Annotated in this window: 19 protein-coding genes and 2 pseudogenes; 13 read left to right on the forward strand and 8 right to left on the reverse strand. The window is 73.2% G+C overall.

Going from position 1 to position 20,390, the window contains the following annotated elements; translation table 11 throughout:
- Positions 1-141: 141 nt before the first annotated feature.
- Positions 142-1,626, reverse strand: a complete 1,485-nt coding sequence (locus ACGRHY_RS24965) for an MFS transporter (RefSeq protein ID WP_394637550.1) — start codon at positions 1,624-1,626, stop codon at positions 142-144.
- A gap of 76 nt (positions 1,627-1,702) precedes the next feature.
- Between ACGRHY_RS24965 and ACGRHY_RS24970 the strand changes: the two genes are divergently transcribed.
- Complete coding sequence (locus tag ACGRHY_RS24970; RefSeq protein ID WP_394637551.1) at positions 1,703-2,299, forward strand: TetR/AcrR family transcriptional regulator; 597 nt, start codon at positions 1,703-1,705, stop codon at positions 2,297-2,299.
- A gap of 129 nt (positions 2,300-2,428) precedes the next feature.
- On the opposite strand, the gene ACGRHY_RS24975 is transcribed toward ACGRHY_RS24970, so the two are convergent.
- The 3 genes from ACGRHY_RS24975 to ACGRHY_RS24985 form a co-directional block, all read right to left on the reverse strand.
- Complete coding sequence (locus tag ACGRHY_RS24975; RefSeq protein WP_394637552.1) at positions 2,429-3,652, reverse strand: MFS transporter; 1,224 nt, start codon at positions 3,650-3,652, stop codon at positions 2,429-2,431.
- A gap of 336 nt (positions 3,653-3,988) precedes the next feature.
- Complete coding sequence (locus ACGRHY_RS24980) at positions 3,989-4,231, reverse strand: hypothetical protein (protein ID WP_394637553.1); 243 nt, start codon at positions 4,229-4,231, stop codon at positions 3,989-3,991.
- 179 nt (positions 4,232-4,410) lie between these two features.
- Positions 4,411-5,085 carry an RNA polymerase sigma factor gene (locus ACGRHY_RS24985; RefSeq protein WP_394637554.1) on the reverse strand — a complete coding sequence of 225 codons (675 nt, stop codon included), beginning with the start codon at positions 5,083-5,085 and terminating at the stop codon, positions 4,411-4,413.
- Positions 5,086-7,173: 2,088 nt separating this feature from the next.
- Between ACGRHY_RS24985 and ACGRHY_RS24990 the strand changes: the two genes are divergently transcribed.
- From ACGRHY_RS24990 to ACGRHY_RS25010, 5 genes and pseudogenes are all read left to right on the forward strand, one after another.
- Entirely contained in the window at positions 7,174-7,482 is a 309-nt protein-coding gene (locus tag ACGRHY_RS24990) for a holo-ACP synthase (RefSeq protein WP_394637555.1), read from the forward strand.
- Between the two features lie 342 nt (positions 7,483-7,824).
- Positions 7,825-8,553 carry a class I SAM-dependent methyltransferase gene (locus ACGRHY_RS24995; protein WP_394637556.1) on the forward strand — a complete coding sequence of 243 codons (729 nt, stop codon included), beginning with the start codon at positions 7,825-7,827 and terminating at the stop codon, positions 8,551-8,553.
- A 182-nt stretch (positions 8,554-8,735) separates the two neighbouring features.
- On the forward strand, positions 8,736-9,614 hold the full coding sequence (locus ACGRHY_RS25000) for a S1 family peptidase (protein WP_394637557.1): 879 nt from the start codon (positions 8,736-8,738) through the stop codon (positions 9,612-9,614).
- Positions 9,615-9,733: 119 nt separating this feature from the next.
- Positions 9,734-10,154 (forward strand): annotated as a pseudogene (locus ACGRHY_RS25005) (cytidine/deoxycytidylate deaminase family protein).
- A 127-nt stretch (positions 10,155-10,281) separates the two neighbouring features.
- On the forward strand, positions 10,282-10,698 hold the full coding sequence (locus ACGRHY_RS25010) for a hypothetical protein (protein ID WP_394637558.1): 417 nt from the start codon (positions 10,282-10,284) through the stop codon (positions 10,696-10,698).
- A gap of 64 nt (positions 10,699-10,762) precedes the next feature.
- Here ACGRHY_RS25010 and ACGRHY_RS25015 read toward each other — a convergent pair whose 3' ends face one another.
- Positions 10,763-11,374 carry an adenosylcobinamide amidohydrolase gene (locus ACGRHY_RS25015; protein WP_394638194.1) on the reverse strand — a complete coding sequence of 204 codons (612 nt, stop codon included), beginning with the start codon at positions 11,372-11,374 and terminating at the stop codon, positions 10,763-10,765.
- 147 nt (positions 11,375-11,521) lie between these two features.
- Positions 11,522-11,796: pseudogene (locus ACGRHY_RS25020) on the reverse strand (hypothetical protein); the annotation flags it as partial.
- A 209-nt stretch (positions 11,797-12,005) separates the two neighbouring features.
- On the opposite strand from ACGRHY_RS25020, the gene ACGRHY_RS25025 reads away from it, so the two are divergent.
- Positions 12,006-12,434: an OsmC family protein gene (locus ACGRHY_RS25025; protein ID WP_394637559.1), complete on the forward strand. Its 429-nt coding sequence runs from the start codon at positions 12,006-12,008 to the stop codon at positions 12,432-12,434.
- Between the two features lie 100 nt (positions 12,435-12,534).
- On the opposite strand, the gene ACGRHY_RS25030 is transcribed toward ACGRHY_RS25025, so the two are convergent.
- Together ACGRHY_RS25030 and ACGRHY_RS25035 are read right to left on the reverse strand one after the other, a co-directional pair.
- The gene (locus ACGRHY_RS25030; RefSeq protein WP_394637560.1) at positions 12,535-13,191 is read right to left on the reverse strand and encodes a class I SAM-dependent methyltransferase; all 657 of its coding nucleotides are present in this window, start codon (positions 13,189-13,191) and stop codon (positions 12,535-12,537) included.
- Positions 13,188-14,207, reverse strand: coding sequence for an NAD(P)/FAD-dependent oxidoreductase (locus tag ACGRHY_RS25035; RefSeq protein WP_394637561.1), 1,020 nt, complete (start codon positions 14,205-14,207; stop codon positions 13,188-13,190). The genes ACGRHY_RS25030 and ACGRHY_RS25035 overlap by 4 nt, the downstream gene beginning before the upstream one ends.
- 82 nt (positions 14,208-14,289) lie before the next feature.
- On the opposite strand from ACGRHY_RS25035, the gene ACGRHY_RS25040 reads away from it, so the two are divergent.
- The 6 genes from ACGRHY_RS25040 to ACGRHY_RS25065 all read left to right on the forward strand — a co-directional run bounded on the left by ACGRHY_RS25040 (position 14,290) and on the right by ACGRHY_RS25065 (position 20,381).
- Positions 14,290-14,886: a helix-turn-helix domain-containing protein gene (locus tag ACGRHY_RS25040; protein ID WP_394637562.1), complete on the forward strand. Its 597-nt coding sequence runs from the start codon at positions 14,290-14,292 to the stop codon at positions 14,884-14,886.
- A 511-nt stretch (positions 14,887-15,397) separates the two neighbouring features.
- On the forward strand, positions 15,398-17,260 hold the full coding sequence (locus tag ACGRHY_RS25045; protein WP_394637563.1) for a phage tail sheath family protein: 1,863 nt from the start codon (positions 15,398-15,400) through the stop codon (positions 17,258-17,260).
- Positions 17,253-17,774 (forward strand): phage tail protein, encoded by a 522-nt coding sequence (locus ACGRHY_RS25050; RefSeq protein ID WP_394637564.1) that lies wholly within the window; start codon positions 17,253-17,255, stop codon positions 17,772-17,774. Before ACGRHY_RS25045 ends, ACGRHY_RS25050 begins: the two co-directional genes overlap by 8 nt.
- Before the next feature lie 25 nt (positions 17,775-17,799).
- Positions 17,800-18,639, forward strand: a complete 840-nt coding sequence (locus tag ACGRHY_RS25055) for a T4 family baseplate hub assembly chaperone (protein ID WP_394637565.1) — start codon at positions 17,800-17,802, stop codon at positions 18,637-18,639.
- A complete protein-coding gene (locus ACGRHY_RS25060) occupies positions 18,632-19,405 on the forward strand; it encodes a hypothetical protein (protein ID WP_394637566.1) in 774 nt (257 codons plus the stop codon). Before ACGRHY_RS25055 ends, ACGRHY_RS25060 begins: the two co-directional genes overlap by 8 nt.
- Positions 19,406-19,409: 4 nt before the next feature.
- On the forward strand, positions 19,410-20,381 hold the full coding sequence (locus ACGRHY_RS25065; protein ID WP_394637567.1) for a Pvc16 family protein: 972 nt from the start codon (positions 19,410-19,412) through the stop codon (positions 20,379-20,381).
- Positions 20,382-20,390 lie beyond the last annotated feature (9 nt).

Here is a 20,390-nt window from a genome sequence, read left to right on the forward strand (position 1 = left end):
GCTGGCCGCGCGCTCCTCGAAGCGGTCCCGGAGCCCCCGCCGCGCCCGGTCCTGCGGCACCGTCGTGCGGTGCCGCAGGAGGCCGGGGCGCCCCGTGTGCCGTTCACGGTGTGCGGCGCGGCCCGGTTCCGCGGCCGGGTCCTAACCGGTGGCTTCCGGCGCGGTCTTCGAGGCGGCCCTCTTGCCTTCCCTGATCGTCAGTGCCGTGACGGCCGTGCCCAGGAGCATCATGCCCGCGGCGACGAGGAAGCCGAGCGACCAGCCCCCCGTGACATCGCCCGGTGTCACGGTGCCGGACTCGTCTGCGAGGCGCTGGGTGCGGGCGGTGCTCACCGCGGTGAGCACCGCCAGACCGATCGCGCCGCCGATCTGCTGTCCGGCGTTGAAGAGGCCCGACGCGACACCGCTGTCCTCCTCGGCCACTTCGCCGACGGCGGCCGAGGTCAGGGCGACGAAGGCCGTTCCCATGCCGAGGCCCACGCACACCAGTCCCGGCAGCAGGGTGTCGGCGTAGCCGGAGCCCGGTGCGATGCGTGTCAGACTGACGAGGCCGACCGCCGCGAGCGAGGTACCTGTCATGATCATGACCTGCGGGGGGACCCGCCTCACCAGCTTGTCGGCGCACCACGCGGCCACGGTGATGGCCGCGGTGATGGGGAGGATCGCGAGGCCGATCTCCACCGGTGTGTAACCGAGGACCTCGCCCATGAAGACGCTGAGGAAGTAGAAGAGCGCGTAGACGGCGGCGCCGAAGAGGAGTCCGACGAGGTCGGCGCCCAGGACACTGCGGTCACGCAGTACACGCAACGGCAGCAGCGCGTTGGACCGGGTCCTCTGCAGGTGGGCGAAGACCGCCAGAAGCCCGGTCGCCACCAGCAGGACGAGCCACGTCCCCGGGGAGGTCCAGCCGGTCTCGGGGGCGCTGACGAGCGTGTACATCAGGGCCCCGAGACCGACGGTGCCCAGGATCGCTCCCGCGATGTCGAACTGCCGCACCTGTGCGTCGACGCGTTCCGGGAGCACGAAGCGTCCGCAGAGCGCGGCGCAGAGGGCGACGGGCACACTGATCCAGAAGATCCACTCCCACGACAGCATCTGGGTGAGTACGCCGCCGAGGACCAGGCCGAGCGCGTTGCCGCCCGCGGAGACGACGGCCCACACGCCCAGGGCTCGGTCGCGGGCACGCTGTTCGGTGAAGACGGCCAGCAGCAGCGAGAGCGCCGCCGGGGACAGGACGGCCCCGGCCAGTCCCTGCAGGATCCTGCCCAGGATCAGCAGGTGCTGGGACTCGGCGAGTCCGGCGAGGAAGGAGCCCAGCGCGAAGACCACCGCGCCCCAGACGAACATCCGACGCCGGCCGAGGCGGTCCGCCAGGCGCCCGCCGAGCAGAAGGAAACCGCCGAAGGTGAGGGTGTATGCGGTGACGACCCACTGCAGATCGGCGTGGGCGAAGCCGAGGTCGTCCCGGACGGAGTTGAGGGCGACGTTGACGATGGTCGCGTCGAGCACGATCAGCAGATGGCTTCCGGCGAGCACCGCCAGGGCGAGCCAGCGCGCATCGCGCTTGCCCGGGGCCGGGGGGGCCGCGCGTCCATCGACGGCGGGTGGGTCGTGAGCGGTCGACACGGCCTCTCCTTCGCGCGTTGGCTCAACAAGCGTAGAGTAACCGTGAAATCCGGTCAACGGACGTAGATTGGGTCCCGTGACCGGAACCGAGAAGCCGAAGCCTCCGTCCCGCAAGGAGCGGCGCCGGGACACGGAGTCGGTGATTCTGACCGCTGCCAGGGAACTGTTCGCCAGGCAGGGCTTCCAGAGCACCACCATCCGTGCCGTCGCCCGTGCGGCGGGCGTCGACCCGTCGCTGGTCATGCAGTACTTCGGCAACAAGGAAGGACTGTTCGCGGCGGCTGCCCGCTCGACCGTCGACAACGACGCGCTGCTGCGGGCGACACGTGCACAACTGCCCCGGAGGGCGCTTGAACACCTGTTCGCGGACTTCGAGGACCCCGACCGCCGCGAGAGCGCTGCCGCGCTGCTGCGCAGCTGCCTCACGCACCCCGGGGCACAGGAGGTCGTGCGCGACCTCGTGATGGGCGAGTCCCAGACGATCGTCGCCTCGGCCATCGGCGGTGACGACGCCCAACTGCGCGCCGGGGTCCTCAACGCCTGCACCCTCGGGCTCACCATCGCGCGTTACCTGCTGCGGATGCCGGCTGTCGCACAGGCCGACCGGGAGGAGCTGGAGCGGATCATGCTTCCCGCTCTGCGGACGATCGTCGATCCGTCCTCCGGTTCCTGATCTCCCCGCACGGCCTCCCCGTGCGGGGTCCGGTGGCCGCGGCCGGCCGGAGCAGGCCCCGCACGCGTCGCCGCTCCGCCCCCCCCCGGGCTCGCCGGGCGGGGTCTCGGCAGGTGTCCCGCCACGCTGTCAGCGGACCGGGGGGACGGCGGTCCGGGTGGACGACGAAGGGGCGCTCCCGCCGCTCCCCGGCTCCCTGGGGTCGGTGAGCCCGCGGGAGAGCAACCAGGTGAGTGCGCACAGCGCGACCAGCGGGAACAGCGCGACCCGCAGGCTGGTGGCGTCGGCCAGCGCGCCGATGGCCGGGGCCGCCGTACCGCCGACGCTGACGGCCAGCCCCAGCGTGACGCCGCTCGCCGTGCCGATGCGCCGGGGCAGGTAGTCCTGGCCGAGCGTGACCTGCAGGGAGAACGGCACGGACAGGACGACTGCCGCCACCGCGACGAATCCCAAAAGCGCCGGTCCGGGAACGAGGACCACGCCGGCGACGGCGGGGACACAGAGCGCGTAGGCGGTGCGGACGGTGCGGACACGCCCCCAGCGTGTGGCCAGGCGTCCGCCCAGAACGGTTCCGACGGCACCGCCCGCGAACAGCGTGAACAGGGCGACGGCCCCCACCGCCGAGCCGTCGAGCCGTTGCTGCGCGTACAGCGCGATGAAGGCACTCAGCCCCACGCACACGATCGAGCGGCAGGCGACGACCGCAGACAGCCGCAGGAACGTCCTCCAGTCGTCGCGTCCGGCCCCGGGCGCGGAGCCGCACGTGGAGGCGGGCCGGGGGACGGCCGCACGCGGGCCCAGCCGCCGGAGCAGGGGCGCGGTGAGGAGGACGCCGGCCACCGCGGGCGCCAGCAGCCACGGGGAGGCGCTCAGCCCTCCCGCGGACAGCACCGGGACGACGGTGAGCGGCGCGACGGCGAAGCCGACGTTGCCGCCCAGGGAGTACCAGCCCATGGCGACGTGACTGCCACCGCTGGCGGCGCGGGCCAGTCTCGCGGACTCCGGATGGTAGGCGGCGACCCCGATGCCGGACAGGGCGACCGCCAGCCACGTGACCGCGTACGAGTCGCTCAGCCCGGACAGGGCGATGCCCAGCCCCGCGCCGATGGTCCCCAGCGGGACCAGCCAGGGTTTGGCCCGCCGGTCGGTCAGCGCACCGAACAGGGGCTGGACGAGCGAGGACAGGAGAGTGGCGGCCAGCACCATCCCGGAGGCGCTCGCATAGCTGTAGTGCCGTTCGGCGACCAGGAACGGCACCAGCGCGGGTACGGCCCCCTGGTAGAAGTCCACGGCCGCGTGGCCGACGGAGATCACCGTGATCGGCCGAGCCGTGAGGCGTCTGCTCATCGTCATCCTCTGATCGTCGTCGGTGTGCTCCGCCGCCGTGTCCGTTCGGGTGGAGGGGTATCCGGTGGCGGGGTCGGCCCCGCCGGCTGTGGGGGCGCGGAAACCGGAGGTGCGCTCCAGGCGGCGTCCGGGGCGGACCGGTCATGCCGCGGACTCCGATCCCGAGGTGTGTCTTGCGTGTACGGGCGGGGGTTCCGCCGGACCGGCCCGGGCGCCGCACTCGCGGTGGCCCCCGGCCGGTCGGCGTCCCGGCCGGTGCGCGCCGCCCGCCTCCGCGTCATCCGGCCGCCGCACTCGCCGGGGTGACGATGTGCCCCGGGGGCCGGTGGGACGCCTGTCCTGTCATGTGGATCCCTCCATCTCCTCCTTCCTCCCGGACAGCTCCTCGAGCATGGCGATGACGTTGCCGATGGTTATCAGCGGCAGTATCTGGACGAGATGGAGTTTCTCGTGCCAGGCGGCGGGGTCGATTTGCGGCATGATCGTGTGCAGCCACTCCAGGCCGCGTTGGCTGACCATTCCCCGCTCGTCGCAGAACTCCTCGTCGGGTACGGGCCCCTGCAGGTGTCTCCCGAATTCCTCCATGGACGGGGCTTGGGGTATCAGTCGCCCGATACGGAAGAACATGTCGAGTATTTCCAGTGAGCCGAGTCCGAGATTGGAGCCCAAAGCCAGCTCCGTGCTGTACTCGTGCGGCTCGATCCCCGTCGAATCGATGACGGCCGACCGCACTAACTCCCCTATGGCGGGCCGAGGCATGCGGGTCACCCTCCAACCCGGCCGCTGACTCCCGTGGGAGTCCGGTCGCCGGTGACGGACTGCCGGCCCCTGGGCGCGGACTTCCCGGCGGGGCAGCCCGTGCAGTCGACGGTCCGCGGCTCCTCGCCCGCATCGGCTTCGGCCAGGGCCCTGCGCAGTCGGCGCAGGCAGCGGGTGCGGATGGGGCCGACGGAACCGATGGACATCGACAAGGCGGTGGAGACGTGCTCGTACGATGCCGGAGGGTCGCAGAGGGTCATCAGCAGGATGTTGCGGCACTGCTCGGACATACCCTCTATCGCGTTCATCACCTCCGCGTTGCGATGCGCCCGCAAGGTGATCTGCTCTGCGCTCTCGCCGTGCCCGGTGAACACGTCGAGGACATCGCTGTCGCCCACCAGGACGAGCCGCTTCCCGCGTGTCGAGATTTTTATGGATTCCCGTCTCGCCACGGTGGCCAGCCAGTCGCCGAGCCGCTCGGGGTCGCGGATCTGGTGCACGTTCTGCACGAGCCGGAACCACGTCAACTGGCGCACGTCCTCGGCGTCCGCGGGACTCAGCCGGTACTTGTGCACCACCGACCACACGAGTCGGCCGAATCGCTCGACTAACTCCTCCCAGGCTTCCTGTTCTCCCTGGATGCAGCCCGACAAAAGGTCCGCGTTTCTCTGGCCAGACATGGTTTCCTTTCGACTGTGAGCGCGGTCGGGCTTCTGGCGCGAAGACCCGGACGGACCGGTCGCGAAGCAGGCTTCGGTTGTGATCGCGGCCTGTCTCCGGTCGGCACGAACCCGGTGGACAGCCGCGCCCGCGCTCCCGGGGGGAGAAGCCGGGCGCGCCGGTCGTCGCCGGCGCCGCGGAGGCACGGCGTGGCGCCGGGACCTTGCTGAGGGTGTCAGGCGTCGTGCGGCGTCCCATCGGGCCGATCGTGGCGGTGGTGCAGCCCGAGTACCGTGGAACGGAGGGCGGGGCACAGGAGTGGGCGCCGGCTGGTGGAATCACCCGTGGAGAGCGCGGACGGCGGACGGTCTGTACCGCGGACGACGTGCGCCGGGCCCCCGTGGCAGGGGGCGGCGCCCGGGGGCGGGTGGCTCGGCCGCGGGACACGCCGTACCCCGCCCCTATGAGGAGCCAGGCATCGTTCGAACGGGTAGGTCGCCTCCGGAGTGGAAATCACTCATAGATTACGGTTATGCAAGGACATATCATCCGAACCCGTGGTTTCCCGGCGGGGCCCGAGCGCCTCCCGGTGTCAGGTAGCCGAAGGCGCCTCGGCCGGAGGCGGGGAGGAGGCGGCGATGGCCGCAGTGCGGCCTCCGGGTGTCGGGCGGTTCCTTCCCGGCGGCCCGGGAGGGGCGTCACCCGCACGCGATCGTCCGGTGTGGGGGGGCGTACCGCTGTGCGTCTCATCGTGAGGTCCTTACTCGGGGGCAGGGCTCGTGCCGTATGGGGAGGCACGAGCCCGGGAGGGCTGGTGAGCGAGGAGATCGCCAGTCCGTCGGACCGTGGTGGAGCGGCGGTGTTTCCGCGGAACGTTCGCAGGGGGCCGGTGCCGGGGGCGGCACCGGGAGGGGCGGAGCCTCGTACTTTCCGGGTCGGGCGACGCGGTGGGGTCGTCGTCGCACACGGAGGCAGGGAACCGCGGCGGGGGTGGAGGCCGCTGCGGTGCGGGCGCCGGCCCGGCAGGTCTGCGGGGAGGGCCGGAGGCCGCGCCGATACGGGTCGGCCTTGCGGCGGCCACGTGGAGACGGAGGCACTCGGCCGAAGGGGCTGTCCGTGGCGGGGCCGTGCCCGCCGGTGGGCCGATCGGAGGCCGTGAGCCGGTCCGGTCAAAGCCGGCGGCCGGGTGGCACGGCCCCGCGGGACCGCTGCGGTCGCACCGGGAGGACGGAAGCGGCGGGTTGGGCCCGATATCGTCCGCCGACTCGGTCGATGGGTTGGGCGAGTAGCTGTTTCGGGCCTTGGTGATGAGCATGCCTCATGACCTGCCTGACGGGGCTGCACGCTTACTTGTTATGCATGCATGTTGATTACTCAGGGAGCTGATGTCAACCAGCAGTGGAGAAGCGGAAGCTGGGACCGACCGCAGTTGCCCGGTGCGGGCCTGGGTTCTCTCCGCCCCCTGCCGAGTCGGAGATCCGGTGGACCGGACGGGATCGGTTCCGGCGGCGCGGCCGGGGGCGCACAGGTGACCGCCGGGCCACCGTGCGCCTCAACCGCTCACCGGTTGCGCGGACGGCGAGGGCGAGGAGCCCCGGGCGGACCTCCGTACCCACGCGGAACGGGGGAACGGGGGCGAAGGCCACGCCCTCGCGCCGAGCCCGGAGGAACTCGGTGGTGGTGACGCTCCGACCCCTCCGGGCGGAACGCGTACCCGCCGGGGCTCCCAGGACCGCCACGAGGCGTCCAGGGCCTCCCGCGCCGGACGGCGGGGGCGTGACCCCTGACCGCCGAATCGACCGGATGACCATCTCGGGTGTCCGGTTCGGCCGGACCGCGAATCTTCTTGGGAAAGGCGCGACAGCCGGAATGGAGCAATCTGTATGGTCGGTAAGGACTTAGGAGAGCCGCGCGGCCTGCCCTCGTCATGGCGGCCGGAATCGGCTCGTTCCAGTACGGGCAGCCACCGCGGTACGTGGGACAGCAGGCGCTCGGCCGTTCGTGTAGGGGCGTACTCGCTGCGCATCGATGCTTTCAAGAAGCTGGTCGCACGGCATGGACACCGGGCTCTCCGGCTTCCGGCCGGGCACGACGGCACGCCGGAGGCCATGGCCGTCCGCTGGACCGTGTGCCAGGCCGTGCTGAGGGCACTGGCCGCCCCTCCCCGTCTGAGTTGCCGGTGGGACGACATCGAAGTGCGCGGACCGGTGGGGGGGCCGTACACCGTCGTCTTCCGGGACGAGGTCGCCCGTTTCGCCGAATCGGTGTTGCGCGGGGACATCAACCTCTCCGTCGACAGCGGCCAGGGCCGGCTCGCCGCCTCCGCCGTGCTGACCCGGAACAGACACCCGGCCGGGCCCCGGCCGTCCTTCGCCGGGAGACCCATCGCCGAACAAGAGGGCGAGGCGCGCAGGTGACCACCGCCGTCCGGAACGAAACGCTGGCCGGTTGAGAGATCACCACGTGTGAGGAATCCGGGACCGCCGCACTCGACACGTCGGCGGGCGCAGGGCCCCCGGCCAGACCGGGCGGCCCTGCCCGGGAAAGAGCGCGCAGGGTCCTCTCCCGCGCCGCCGGCCTGCTGGGTGGAACGCGCCCGGGAGGTCCGGACCTCCCGGTGCGGGAAGGCGGGCCGACACCCGGCGAGGCTTTCCACGAGGTGCACGGCAGCGCCGGTGAACTGCGGCACGCCGCCGGGCCGGGGCCCCGGCCCGGCGGCCCTGGGGATCTTCCGCCACCCGCCCGTTACGGTGGGCGCCATGTTCACGCCCCAGGGCCCGACCCTCCCCGAACTCGCCGTGCAGGCGCTGTCGTCCGTCGAGCGCGGCTACGACCTGCTCGCACCGAAGTTCGACCTGACGCCGTTCAGGACCTCAGAGCGTCTGCTGGGCGCCGTGGCGCGCGCACTGGAACCGCTGGGGCCGTTCGGGACGGGTCTGGACGTGTGCTGCGGGACCGGTGCGGGCGTGGGCGTTCTGCGGCGGCTGTGTGAGAGCGGCGCGGTCGGCGTCGACTTCAGCGCGGGCATGCTCGGCGAGGCCCGCTCCGCCCACCCGGAGGCCCCCGGCGGGCCGGCGGTCGGCTGGGTGCGCGCCGACGCACGGAGGCTGCCCTTCGCCGGGGCCTTCGGCCTGGCCGTCAGCTTCGGGGCGTTCGGGCACTTCCTGCCAGAGGAGCGGCCCGGGCTGTTCGCGGGGGTGCACGCGGCGCTCCGGCCCGGGGGCCTGTTCGCCTTCCCCGTCGGCGCGCCGCCCCGGGTCGGGTCGCGCGCGTACTGGACGCTGTGGGGCTTCGACGCGGCGATGCGGGTGCGCAACGCCCTGTGGCGTCCGCGGTTCGTCATGTACTACCGCACGTTCCCCCTTCCCCGGGTGTGCCGTGAACTGGCCGACGCGGGGTTCGAGGTGGGCACGCTGCCGCTGGAGGAGCTCGGCCGACGGGCGGACGGCGTCCCCCGCTGCCGGCTGGTCGTGGCCCGGCGCGGCTGAGAGGCGGCCGGGTGTGGGGGCGGGAGGCGGTCTTGTGCCGGTCGCCGGAGCGGCCCGATACTCACTCCGTTGATGTCAGGTGCACGTCATCAACGGCCTCCGGTGGACACGTCTCCGCGCGCCGCGCGACACCCCCCACGTGCCGTCGCCCACCGGCTTCCCCACCACTAGGAGGAGACCACGTGAGGACCAGGCGCACCACCAGATGGAGCACCACCCGCCGCACCCGGCTGTTCGCCGCCGCGATCGGCCTGGGCATCGCCGCCGTGACCACCGCGCCGAGTGCCACCGCGGCCGCCCCGCGCGCCTACGGCGCGGCCGAACTCTCCCGGGTGAGCGACGCCGTGCTCCAGACGGACGTCGACGGCATCGCCTGGCACGTCGACGACCGGACCGGACGCGTCGTCGTCACCGCCGACAGCACGGTCTCGCCCGCCGACGTCGGCGCCCTGCGGAAGGCCGCGGGCGCGGACGCGGGCGCGATCAGGATCGAGCGGACACCGGGCGTGATCGCCCCGCTGGGCTCGGCCGGCGACGCCATCTACGGCAACGGCTACCGCTGCTCGCTCGGCTTCAACGTCCTCAGCGGCGGCACGTACCACTTCCTCACCGCCGGGCACTGCGGCGACGTGGTCGACACCTGGTACGCCGACTCAGGCCAGCGCACGCTCATCGGCCCGACCGTGAAGTCGAGCTTTCCCGGCAACGACTACGCCCTCGTCCGCTACGACAACACCTCCCTGGGCCACCCGGGCGGCTTCACACCGGCCGATGCCTACGTGGGCCAGTCGGTCAAGCGCACCGGGTCCACCACCGGTACCCACAGCGGCACCGTCACCGCGCTGAACGTCACGGTCCGCTACAGCGGGAGCGGCACCGTCCGCGGCATGATCCAGACGAACGTCTGCGCGGAGCCCGGCGACTCCGGCGGCCCGCTCTACGACGGCTCCAGGGCCCTCGGCATCACCTCCGGCGGCAGCGGTGACTGCCGCAGGGGAGGCACCACCTTCTACCAGCCCGTTCCCGAGGCGCTCAGCGCCTACAAGGCGACCATGTACTGACCCGGCCGGGCGGGGGCGTCCGCCCCCGCCCTCCCCGGAACGGGTGCGCGGCGCGGGTGAGCCAGGCCGGGAGAGCGCAGGGCGTCCGGGCCGCGGGATCACACGCCGGGGAGGCCGCCATGGTGGACGACGCCGGGCTGCGCCATCTGCGCCGCTGCGTGGAGCTGGCGACCGAGGCGCTGGAGGCGGGCGGCGAACCGTTCGGCTCCGTACTCGTCGGCGGGGACGGGACGGTCCTTGCCGAGGACCGCGACCGGGCCGCCCTCGGCGACCGCATCCGCCGCCCGCATGATCCCGGAGGAACGCGCGGCCGCGACCGTGTGCACATCCGGCGAGCACTGCCCGGTGTGCGCCGCCGTACAAGCCTGGGTCGGACTGGGCCGCACCGCCCACGCGAGCCCCTTCGCACAACTGGCCTCCCGGCTGGACGAACCGGGCGTGCCCGCGCCGCCGGTGCGAACGCTGCCGGTGGAGGAGATCGCGTCCGGTGCCGCGGTGGAGGTGCGCGAACTGCGCCGCCGCCTCCACGGTGCGGCCTGACGCCGGCAGCGGGGACGAACCGTTCGCCGGGCGAATCGCGCGCCGGGCAACTCGGCCGCCGGACAGGGGGGTTCGCAGGGGGAGTGGCCTCTCGCGGCGCGGCGGCCTGCCGCTACGCTTCGGGCTCATGCAGCAGCCGTCCGAAGTCCCGGTGCCCCCTGCCCGCCGCCGCACGGGCCCGCTTCTGGCCGCACTGGCGGCCGGGCTGGTGATCGGCGGCGCTGGCGTCGGGGCCGCCTGGGCCCTCACAGTCGAAAGCGGCGGCGCCAGAGGCCCGGAGGCCGACGCGCGGGCGGCGTGCGGCGCCCTGGAACGCTTCGACGAGTCGCGGTACACGGACAAGGGGCCGGCCGGTGAGGCGGCGCTCAACCGCTGGGGAGCGGCGCAGGCCCTCTCCGCCTCGGCGGCCGCGGGCGACGAGCGGTTCGAGCCGCTCGCGGAGGCGCTCCGGCGGGCGCACCACCGGTTCAACTCGGTCTTCGAGTTCGACGCGCGGGCGAAGAAGGACCTGGAGCGGGCGCGCGGGATCTGCGCGGATCTGTGAACTGAGCAGGCCCGTGAACTGAGCAGACCTGTGAGCCGGGCGGTCCTGTGAGCCGGACGGACCGTCAGCCGTCGGCCGCCGCCGTACGGGTGCAGGCCAGATAGGCCGCCCGGTGCACGGCGCGGGCCAGGCGGGCGCCCCACGGGGAGCGGGGACCTGCGAAGGGCTCGACGGCGGTCGGACGGCCCGGCGGAGGCGGCGCGGCGGCTACGCACACCGCGTCGGTCGGGGTGCCCGAGGCGTCCACACCGGCGTCCCGCAGCGCCTGGACCTTGGCCTCGGTGGCCGTGGCCACGGCGTTGACCAGGGCGGCGTCCGACAGCGCGACCGGCACCGAGGCCACGATGTTGATGGTGCCGGCGGGCAGCGGTCCGCCGCTGCCCGCGCCCGGCGCCGCGGCCCAGCCGTGTACGCCGATCCCGGCCGTGACCAGGGCCTCGACCCCCTCGTCCACCGCGACGCAGTGGTCCAGCACACGGGCCGCGGTCATCAGGCCCACACCGGGGCCCTCCGCGCCCGCCCGCCCGGCCAGTTCGGCCAGGTGCGGTTCGGCGTCCAGGCGCGCGTAGCCCGGAGGTACCTGGGCGTTGAGCACCCAGCCGCGCTCACCGAGCCCGCCGCCCAGCAGCGCGCTGCTGATCATCCGCCGCTCGGACTCGGGCCGCCAGAACAGCATCGGCCAGGAACCGCCCTGCTCCCGGTGGTGCAGGACGCGTACGTCGGCGAGGGAGCCGTGAGGGGATCGCAGGAGCACGCTGCACCCTAGCGCGGGGCCTGCGGGCGGGAGCGCGGGAGCGTCCGGTGACGGGCGCCCGGCGGCCCGGCGGAACTCGTGGACCACCCGGGTCCGCCCGACGATGTGGGCGTTGAAGTCGTCGAGCTCCTCTGCAGGGACCCACAGTTCGAGGATGGTCTCCCCGCCGGCCGCCGGCCGCCGGCCCGCCGCACCGGACAACGGGACAGGAAGCCGGTCCCGACCTCGAAGCGTGTGACGAAGCCCGCCCCGTCGTGCTTCACGTTCCAGTCCCTGGCGGTCCTGACCGTGTAGTCCTGGTTCAGCACCGGGCAGAAGATCGGCTGTTCGGGGAGCAGGGGAGGCAGGTGTGCCGCCGCGTCGGGCGGGAAGAGACGGTACCGGTGCCACGGGCCGCAGGCCATCGGTTGTCCGGTTATCCGTCCCCGGGCGGCCCGGGGACGGTACGGCACGCGCCGGACCTGGAGCGGTTCACCGGGCCGGGGCGGTCCCGCCGCATAAACTGATCACCGCAGACCTTCTCGCCACTCACAACTTGTCAGGAGCGACAGTCATGGCAACCACCCGTACCGCCAAGACCCACTGGGAAGGCAACCTCCTCGAGGGCGAGGGCAACGTCGCCCTCGAGTCCTCCAGGATCGGCACCTACGACGTGAGCTGGCCCGCCCGTGCCGAGGAGCCCGGTGGCAAGACCAGCCCCGAGGAACTGATCGCGGCGGCCCACTCCTCCTGCTACTCGATGGCCTTCTCGGGCGGCCTGGCGCGCAAGGGCCACACGGTGGAGAAGGTCGACACCCAGGCCGACGTCACCTTCCAGCCGGGCGAGGGCATCACCGCCATCAAGCTGACCGTCCGCGCCACCGTCCCCGGGCTGTCCGAGGAGGACTTCCAGGCAGCCGCCGAGGAGGCCAAGGCCAACTGCCCGGTCAGCCAGGCCCTGTCCGGCGTCAAGAACATCACCCTGGACGCCCGGCTCGCCTGACGCGGAGTCGGGGCGCGGCCCCGCGCACCACCGGGCCGGCCGGGAACGCGCACGCGTTCCCGGCTGGCCCGGTCCTGTCTTCGGGACCGGCCCGGAGGTTTCAGCCGGGCCGCCGCCGCAGTTTGAGCACGGCGTCCTCGAGGACGGCCCGCTGCCCGTCGGGCCCGGTCGCCTCACGCCGGTACTCCCCGCTCACCAGCGGCTCCCACTCCTGTTCCGGGAGGCCGAGCGAGTCGAGTACCTCAGCCGACGTGGGCAGGGGCGGGTGGTCGTCGTGGCCGTGGTCGGCCGCCCACGGAGGAGGGCCGGCGTGCCCGACGACGAGCAGGACGCCACCCGGTGACACGGCCGCCGCGGCGTCGCGCAGGATCCGCTCCCTGGGCAGCTCGACGGGGGAGGGGGCGTGCAGGAAGTGGGCGGAGACCAGATCGAAGACGCCGCCGGGGAAGGACTCGGCCAGATCGTGCCGCTGCCATTCGATCCGGTCGGCGACGCCCGCCCACCGCGCCCGCCCGGCCCCGCGTTCCAGGGCGATCCGCGAGACGTCCACCGCGGTGACGCGCCAGCCCCGCCGGGCGAGCCAGATCGCGTCCGCCCCCTCACCGCATCCCAGTTCCAGGGCGCTGCCCGGAGCCAGATCCGTCGTCTCGCGGACCAGGACGGCGTTGGGTTCGCCGCTCCAGACCCGCTCGCCCGCACCGTAGAAGCCGTCCCAGAACTCCCCGGCCGAGGTGCCGTCCACACCGTCGCCGCTCATCGCAGGACCTCCCTTCCGAGACCGGCGCGGGCCGCGACGGCCCGGTCGGTCTCCTCCTCCACCAGATCGGCGTTGATCGCCGCGGCGGCGTTCACACCCGCGGCGGCGGCGCCGATGACCTTCCCGCTCAGATCGGTGACGTCCCCGGCCACCCATATCCCGGGGACGGCGGTGGCACCGGTCGCGTCGGCGGTGACACGCTCACCGATGACGCGACCGCCTGCCGTCTGCTCGGCGGTCTCCAGGCCCAGGCCGGCCAGGAAACCCGCGCGGGCGGTGAAACGCGGGGCGACCACCAGCGCCCGGCAGGGCACGGTCCGCCCGCCCATGAGCCGTACGCCGGTGAGACGGCCGCCGTTCGCCTCCAGGCCGGTCACCTCGCCGTCGACGACGGCGACACCGCGGGCGGCGAGCCGCTCGCGCTCCCGGTCGCCGGGCTCGGGACCGATGTGCCGCAGCAGGGTCACATCCGCGCTCCACTGCCGCCACAACAGCGCCTGCCGGACGGCCGCCGGCCCGGTGGACAGCACGCCGACCGGCCGGTCGCGCACCTCCCAGCCGTGACAGTACGGGCAGTGCAGGACGCCGCGTCCCCACGACTCCGCCAGCCCCGGCACCCCGGGCAGCTCGTCGGCCAGGCCCGTGGCCACCAGCAGCCGGCCCGCCGCCACAGCGGTGCCGTTGTCCAGGAGGAGGCGGAAACCCCCGGCGGTCAGGCGCTCGGCGGCCGTGACGGTGCCTGACGTGATCCCGCCCCCGTAGCGGAGCACCTCGGCGCGCCCGGCGGCCGTCAGCTCCGGGGGCGGTGTGCCGTCGAGCCCCAGGTAGCCGTGGACACCGGCGGCCGGGGCGTTGCGCGGTCGCCCGGAATCGACCACCAGGACCGAGCGGCGGGCCCGGGCCAGGGTCAGCGCCCCGCTCAACCCGGCGGCGCCGCCCCCGACGACCACCACGTCGTGGAGTCGCTCGGCGCCCTGGACGAGTGAGGCCGCCGAGCGTCCGTCACATCCGGTCATGTCTCTCCTTCCGTCATGCGGCAAGCCTCCGCCCGCGCCCGCCCACTTGACAAACATCTTTGCCGGATCGGCAAATGGGAGGATGGCCGACGAAGACCTCGAGAACGTTCTGACCGGTGTGGGCCCCCGGCTGCGCATCCTGCGCCAGGCGCGTGGCGCCACACTCTCCCAGGTGAGCGAGACGACCGGGATCTCGCTCAGTACCCTCTCCCGACTGGAGTCGGGGCAGCGCAGACCCACGCTGGAACTGCTGCTCCCCCTGGCCAGGGCCTACAACGTCCCCCTGGACGAACTCGTCGGCGCGCCCGCCACCGGCGACCCCCGCGTCCACTCCCGCCCCTTCACCCGGTACGGGCAGACCTTCGTGCCGCTGACCCGCAGTCTGGGCGGCCTGCACGCCTACAAGCAGATCATGCCCGCCGGATACGGCGGGAGCGGACGGCCCGAACAGCAGACGCACGAGGGCTACGAGTGGCTCTACGTCCTGTCCGGACGGCTGCGGCTTGCCCTGGGCGAGCACGACCTCGTCCTCGGCGCGGGGGAGGCCGCCGAGTTCGACACCCGCACCCCCCACGGCCTCGCGAACGCCGGGGATGGCCCCGTCGAGTTCATCAGCATCTTCGGGCCGCAGGGCGAGCGGATGCACGTACGCGCCCGGCCCTCGAAGGGCGCGGGGTGACGGCCGCCGTACGCACCCGGATGTCCGGCACGGGGTGCGGTGGCCGGACAGGGCGGGGGCCGGTTCCGGCCACGGTGGCGGGCGACGACCGGCCCCGGGCCGCGTCGGCCGCAAACCGACGCGGCGAAGGGCTTGCGTATTCGTCCTGCTGTCGATGCCCGATTTCACGGAACGGGTTCCTCATTGATCTTATTTCCATATCTTTTAATCTCCATAAACCGGCTCGGTCGGGCGGAATTCGAGGATGCGGCGCGCCGGCCGATCGATCCTTCCGGATGACCGAAATCACTCCTTGACCCGTCGTACGGCAGGGCTCGACACTTCCTGGAGAGCTCATTCATCAGGGGTTGCGGGCCGCCCGGCCCGGCCGTGCGAAACCGACCGTGCACGGGGTGTATGACGGGGTGTGTGACGGGGGAATTGAACAAGGCGCGCGCGGCACGTTGCCGCCTGCGTGCATTCTCTTCACCCTTTCCCCTCATTCCTCGGCGTGTGAAGGGAATGGAGGGGAATGCCGGTGCAAACGGGCCATCCCGGTGTGTACATCGAAGAACTTCCCAGCAGCGTCCGCACCATCTCGGCGGTCACCACCGCGGTCACCGCTTTCGTGGGCCACACCCGCCGAGGCCCGCTCAACCAGCCGGTGAGGGTCACCGGCTTCGCGGACTTCGAGCGCCGCTTCGGCGGTCTCACCGCGCAGAGCGCCGTCGCCTACGCCGTACACCAGTTCTTCGGCAACGGAGGCACCACCGCGGTGGTCGTGCGCGTCGCCGCGGCCGGCACCGGCGAGGAGGCCGGTGCCACCCTGGAGTCGACCGAGGGGCACGGCGCCTACCCGGTGATGACCGTGCAAGCCAAGGAGCCCGGCGTCTGGGGCTCCCGGCTGCGCCTGGCCGTCGACCACGACACCCGTGCGCCCGAAGAGACCTTCAACCTGCGGATCCTGGACGCGGACGGCAGTACGCGCGAGACCTTCACCGGCCTGTCCATGGATCCGGACCACGGCCGCCACGCCGAGACGGTGGTGAACGCCGGCTCCGCGCTGGTGAGGGCCGACGCCATCGGCGAGGGCAGGCCGGACCCCTCGGGCACGGTCTCCAAGCCGTTCGCCGACGAGCTGCCCGGCCTCGCCGTCGACCTGACCGTGAAGATCGGCGACGTGGAGCGCGAGTTCACACTCCACGACCCCGACCGGGACGGCGAGCCCCCGCGGAACGTGGCCGAGCTGGCCCTGCTCCTGGAGCGCAAGCTGCGCGCCCTGCCGGACGCGCCCGGCAAGCGGGCCTTCGCCGGCGCGGAGGTCACCGCATTCGGCCGCCGCCTCCAGGTCGTCGCGGGCTCCACCGATCCCCGCGACACCGTCCGCTTCGTCGGCGAGTGCGCCAACGACCTGGGCCTGGAGGCCACCGTCCACCCGCCGGTCTTCCCACTGACCGGAGGCGTGGACGGGGACCCGCCCGGCCCGCGCGACATCATCGGCGACGAGGCCGGCAAGACCGGGCTCCACGCGCTGCGCGACGTCGACGACGTCAGCCTGCTGTCCCTTCCGGAACTCGCGGCCTACGAGTCCACCGACGACATGATCACGGTGATCTCGGCCGCGCAGGCACTCTGCCGGGAGCGGCGGGTCTTCCTGCTCGCGGACGCACCCGGCTCCTGGGCCGACGTCGACGGCGCCCGCGCCGGGCTGAGCGCCTTCGACCCCGTACGGGACGGGCGGACGGCTCTGTACTTCCCCCAGTTGCAGATGAACGACCCGCTCACGGGACGGCTGCGCTCCTTCCCGCCGTCGGGCGCGATCGCCGGCGTCTGCGCCCGCACCGACGCGGAACGCGGTGTGTGGAAGGCGCCCGCGGGCACCGGGACGCGGCTGGCCGGCGTCCGCTCGCTGAGCGTGCGTCTCACCGACCGTGAGAACACCCTGCTGAACCCGCTCGGCGTCAACTGCCTGCGCACCCTGCCGGCCGTCGGAACGGTGGTCTGGGGCGCCCGTACCCTCCAGGGCGCGGGCGCCCTCGACAGCGAGTGGAAGTACGTCTCCGTGCGGCGGCTGACGCTGCACATCGAGGAGAGCCTGTACCGCGGACTGCAGTGGGTGGTGTTCGAACCCAACGGCGAGCAGTTGTGGCAGCAGATCCGGCTGGACGCCTCGGCCTATCTCAACACCCTCTTTCGGCAGGGCGCGTTCAAGGGCGCCACCCCGCGCGAGGCGTACTTCGTCAAGTGCGACAGGGAGACCACCACCGACGAGGACGTCGCGCGCGGTGTGGTGAACGTCCTGGTCGGAATCGCGCCGGTCAAACCCGCCGAATTCGTGGTGGTCAAGATCCAGCAGACCGCCGGACAGTTCGAGATTCAGGATTCCGATGGCTGAATTCCAGGTCAACGCGCAGCGCTTCGACCCCTACAAGAACTTCAAGTTCCTGGTGCTGTGGGGTGGGCGCACGGTCGCGGGCGTCAGTAAGATCAGCCCGTTGAAGCGGACCACGGAAGTGGTCAAGCACCGGCACGGCGGCGACCCGAGCTCACCGCGCAAATCGCCGGGCCGCTCCGAGTTCGAGGGCGTCACCCTGGAGCGCGGCGTCACCCACGACCCCGAGTTCGACCGCTGGGCCAACAAGGTGTGGCAGGTCGGCGCCGGTCTCGGCGCAGAGGTGTCGCTCGCCGACTTCCGCAAGGACATCGTCATCCAGGTCCTCAACGAGGCCGGGCAGGTGGCCGTCTCGCACAAGCTCTACCGGACCTGGCCGAGCGAGTACCAGGTGCTGGGCGAGCTGGACGCCAACGCCAACGCGGTGGCCATCCAGAGCCTCAAGCTGGAGTGCGAGGGCTGGGAGCGAGACTACGAGGTGCCCGAGCCCACCGAACCCTCCTTCACCAACCCCTGAGCGGGCAGTACGGCGGATGATGGCGGTGACAGCGACGACGGCGGTGACGGCTGCGACGGCTGCGACGGTGGCGGCGGGGCCCGCGGACCTGCTGGCCGTCTGGGAGGCGGGGCTGGGGCTGGCCGGCCCCGGCCGCGCCCTCCTGCTGCACCGCACCGCCCGCCCGGAGGCCGGCGACGGCGAACTGCTGTCGGCGCCGGTCGGCGAGCGGGAGGCGGATCTGTTCGCGCTGCGCCGGGTGCTGTTCGGCGAGCGGATGCAGGTGCGGGTGGAGTGCGAACCGTGCGGTGAAGCGATGGAGTTCGACCTCGGCACGGACGACCTGGCCGCCCGGCCGCCCCGGCGGGAGGCCCCGCTGAGGGTGGCCGCGGAGGACTGGGAGGTGGAGTTCCGGCTGCCGACCATCGCCGACCTTGCGACCGTGGCCGAAGCCGTGGAAGACGGTCGGGCCGCGGAAGCCGTACACGGCACGGGAGCCGGACGGGAGCCGGACGGGGTCTCCGCCCGCGCCCTGCTGGCCGCCCGCTGCACCGTGTCGGCCCGGCGCGCAGGGCGTCCGGTCCCCGCCGACCGGCTGCCCGCCCTGCTGCCCGGGACGGTGCTGCGGCGCGTCGCCGAGGCCGCCGAACAGGCCGACCCAGCCGCCGACTTGACACTCGGGGTCCACTGCCCCGAATGCGGCGGAACGACCCGGGCCGAGCTCGACATCGCCTCCTTTCTGTGGGCCGAACTCGATTCCTGGGCAAGGGACTTGCTCCTCGACGTCCATCTGCTCGCCGGCGCGTACGGCTGGACCGAGCCGGAGATCCTGGCGCTCAGCCCACTGCGCCGCCGCTACTACCTGGAGTTGTGTGCCGATGTCTGACTACTTCGACCGGCTGCTGACCCGGCATGTTCCCGCGGTCCCGGGCACCGGGGCCGCCCCGGGCGGCGGGCCGGACATCCCCGTGCGGGTGCGCCCGCGGCTGCCCGAGCCGTACGAGCGCGTCGAGACACTGCGGGCGGATTCCCGGGGACCGGAGGAAGCAGACCCTTTCCTCCGGCCCGCGCCCCGTCCGGCCGTGCAGCGCGGGGAGGAGCGGACGGCGGTCCGGTACGAGCGGGAGATCCGCACCGAGCACCGCACCGTGGTGCGGACCGAACCCGCCCCACACGGCGACCGGGCGCGACCGCCCGCGTCGGCTCGGCCCGCCCGGCCGCCGCGGACCGCCGGACGCGCGGCGGCCCCGCCACGTCCCGGGACGGAGCCCACTCCCCGGAGTGGCGGGCGTACGGTCCCGGCGCGTGCGGCACAGGACACGCCCCCCGCGGCGGCGCCCGCCCCCGCCCTCCGGAACATCGGCCCCGCCCGCGCACCCGCCACCGTGCCCCTGCGGCCCAGCGCCGCCGGCGCCTGGGCGGCACGCGACGCCGCACGCGACGCCGCACGCGACGCCGCACGCGACGCCGGCGGAAGACGCCGGCCCCGGACGGCGGAGCGGACCGTACACGTACAGATCGGCCGGCTGGAGGTCAGCGCCGCGTCCCCGGCCGCGGGCCCCACGGGCGCGGGCCGGCCGCAGCGGCCGGCGCGGCCCGCGCCCGCGCTGAGCCTCGCGGACTACCTGGCCTGCAGCGAGCGGAAGGACTGAGGGGATGAGCAACGCACTCGCCATCGCCACGGTCACACAGGCACTGGCCCTGCTGATCGAACACAATCTGCAGCCCGAGATCGACATGCAGGTCGCGGTGAAGACCGAGCGGCCACCAGCGGAGGCCACCGACGACGCCACCATCACCGTCTTCCTCCACCAGGTGACCCCGAACGCCTCCCGGCGCAACGACGACCTGCCCACCCGCGCCCCGGACGGCACCCTGCTCAAGCGCCCGGCGGCGGCACTGGACCTGCACTACCTGATCAGCGCCTACGGCAACGAGGCGGAGCTGGTCGGGCAGCGGCTCATCGGCTGTGTGGTGCGCACCCTGCACGAGTTCCCGGTACTGCCGGTGGAACTGATCGAGGAGGCCGCGCAACGGCCTTACCTGGCGGGCAGCGATCTGGCGGAAGCCGTCCAGAGGGTGCGCTTCACACCGACCCGGATGGACATCGACGAGACCTCCAGGCTGTGGGGGATGCTCCACCAGACGCCGTACTCGCTGTCGGTCGCCTACCAGGCGGCCCTGGTGCTGATCGAGGGCCGCGAACAGCCCGTCGTGCCCCGGCCGGTCCAGCGGCACACGGTGCGCGCGCTGCCCTTCGCAGCCACGGGCGCGCCGGAGCCCCCGAGACGGCCGGGCACCGACAGCGCCGCACCCGCCGCCGCGCCCGTGGAACGCTCATCCGGGACGGCTGCCCGGAAGGTGGCCGCCCGGGCGAGCCGGACGAGCGGCATGGCCGCCGGATCCACCGCGCCCGCACCCCGGGCGGGGGCGGAGGGCGAGCCGGAGACGTCGGCACCGGCCAAGAAGACGCCCGCCAGGAAGGCCGCGGGCAAACGGCGGGCCACGACCAGGACCGCCGCCTCCCGGCCCCGTACGCGCAAGCGGCCCGGCACCGGCTCCACACGCGGCGGCGGGAGCACACCGGCAGGCAGGGACGACGGCACCACGAACGACCAGGAGGGCTGAGACGAGGTG

The sequence above is a fragment of the Streptomyces shinuiensis genome, from assembly GCF_043660855.1.
Classification (GTDB): domain Bacteria; phylum Actinomycetota; class Actinomycetes; order Streptomycetales; family Streptomycetaceae; genus Streptomyces.

Excerpts from the sequence above, each read along its gene's own strand:
- ACGRHY_RS24980 (WP_394637553.1), bottom strand. The coding sequence starts at position 4,231 with ATGGAGGAATTCGGGAGACACCTGCAGGGGCCCGTACCCGACGAGGAG.
- ACGRHY_RS25050 (WP_394637564.1), top strand. The coding sequence starts at position 17,253 with ATGGCTGAATTCCAGGTCAACGCGCAGCGCTTCGACCCCTACAAGAAC.
- ACGRHY_RS25025 (WP_394637559.1), top strand. The coding sequence starts at position 12,006 with ATGGCAACCACCCGTACCGCCAAGACCCACTGGGAAGGCAACCTCCTC.
- ACGRHY_RS25015 (WP_394638194.1), bottom strand. The coding sequence starts at position 11,374 with ATGCTGTTCTGGCGGCCCGAGTCCGAGCGGCGGATGATCAGCAGCGCG.
- ACGRHY_RS25065 (WP_394637567.1), top strand. The coding sequence starts at position 19,410 with ATGAGCAACGCACTCGCCATCGCCACGGTCACACAGGCACTGGCCCTG.
- ACGRHY_RS24985 (WP_394637554.1), bottom strand. The coding sequence starts at position 5,085 with ATGTCTGGCCAGAGAAACGCGGACCTTTTGTCGGGCTGCATCCAGGGA.
- ACGRHY_RS24990 (WP_394637555.1), top strand. The coding sequence starts at position 7,174 with ATGGCCGTCCGCTGGACCGTGTGCCAGGCCGTGCTGAGGGCACTGGCC.
- ACGRHY_RS25045 (WP_394637563.1), top strand. The coding sequence starts at position 15,398 with ATGCCGGTGCAAACGGGCCATCCCGGTGTGTACATCGAAGAACTTCCC.
- ACGRHY_RS25060 (WP_394637566.1), top strand. The coding sequence starts at position 18,632 with ATGTCTGACTACTTCGACCGGCTGCTGACCCGGCATGTTCCCGCGGTC.
- ACGRHY_RS25030 (WP_394637560.1), bottom strand. The coding sequence starts at position 13,191 with ATGAGCGGCGACGGTGTGGACGGCACCTCGGCCGGGGAGTTCTGGGAC.
- ACGRHY_RS25035 (WP_394637561.1), bottom strand. The coding sequence starts at position 14,207 with ATGACCGGATGTGACGGACGCTCGGCGGCCTCACTCGTCCAGGGCGCC.
- ACGRHY_RS25040 (WP_394637562.1), top strand. The coding sequence starts at position 14,290 with ATGGCCGACGAAGACCTCGAGAACGTTCTGACCGGTGTGGGCCCCCGG.
- ACGRHY_RS25010 (WP_394637558.1), top strand. The coding sequence starts at position 10,282 with ATGCAGCAGCCGTCCGAAGTCCCGGTGCCCCCTGCCCGCCGCCGCACG.
- ACGRHY_RS24995 (WP_394637556.1), top strand. The coding sequence starts at position 7,825 with ATGTTCACGCCCCAGGGCCCGACCCTCCCCGAACTCGCCGTGCAGGCG.
- ACGRHY_RS24975 (WP_394637552.1), bottom strand. The coding sequence starts at position 3,652 with ATGACGATGAGCAGACGCCTCACGGCTCGGCCGATCACGGTGATCTCC.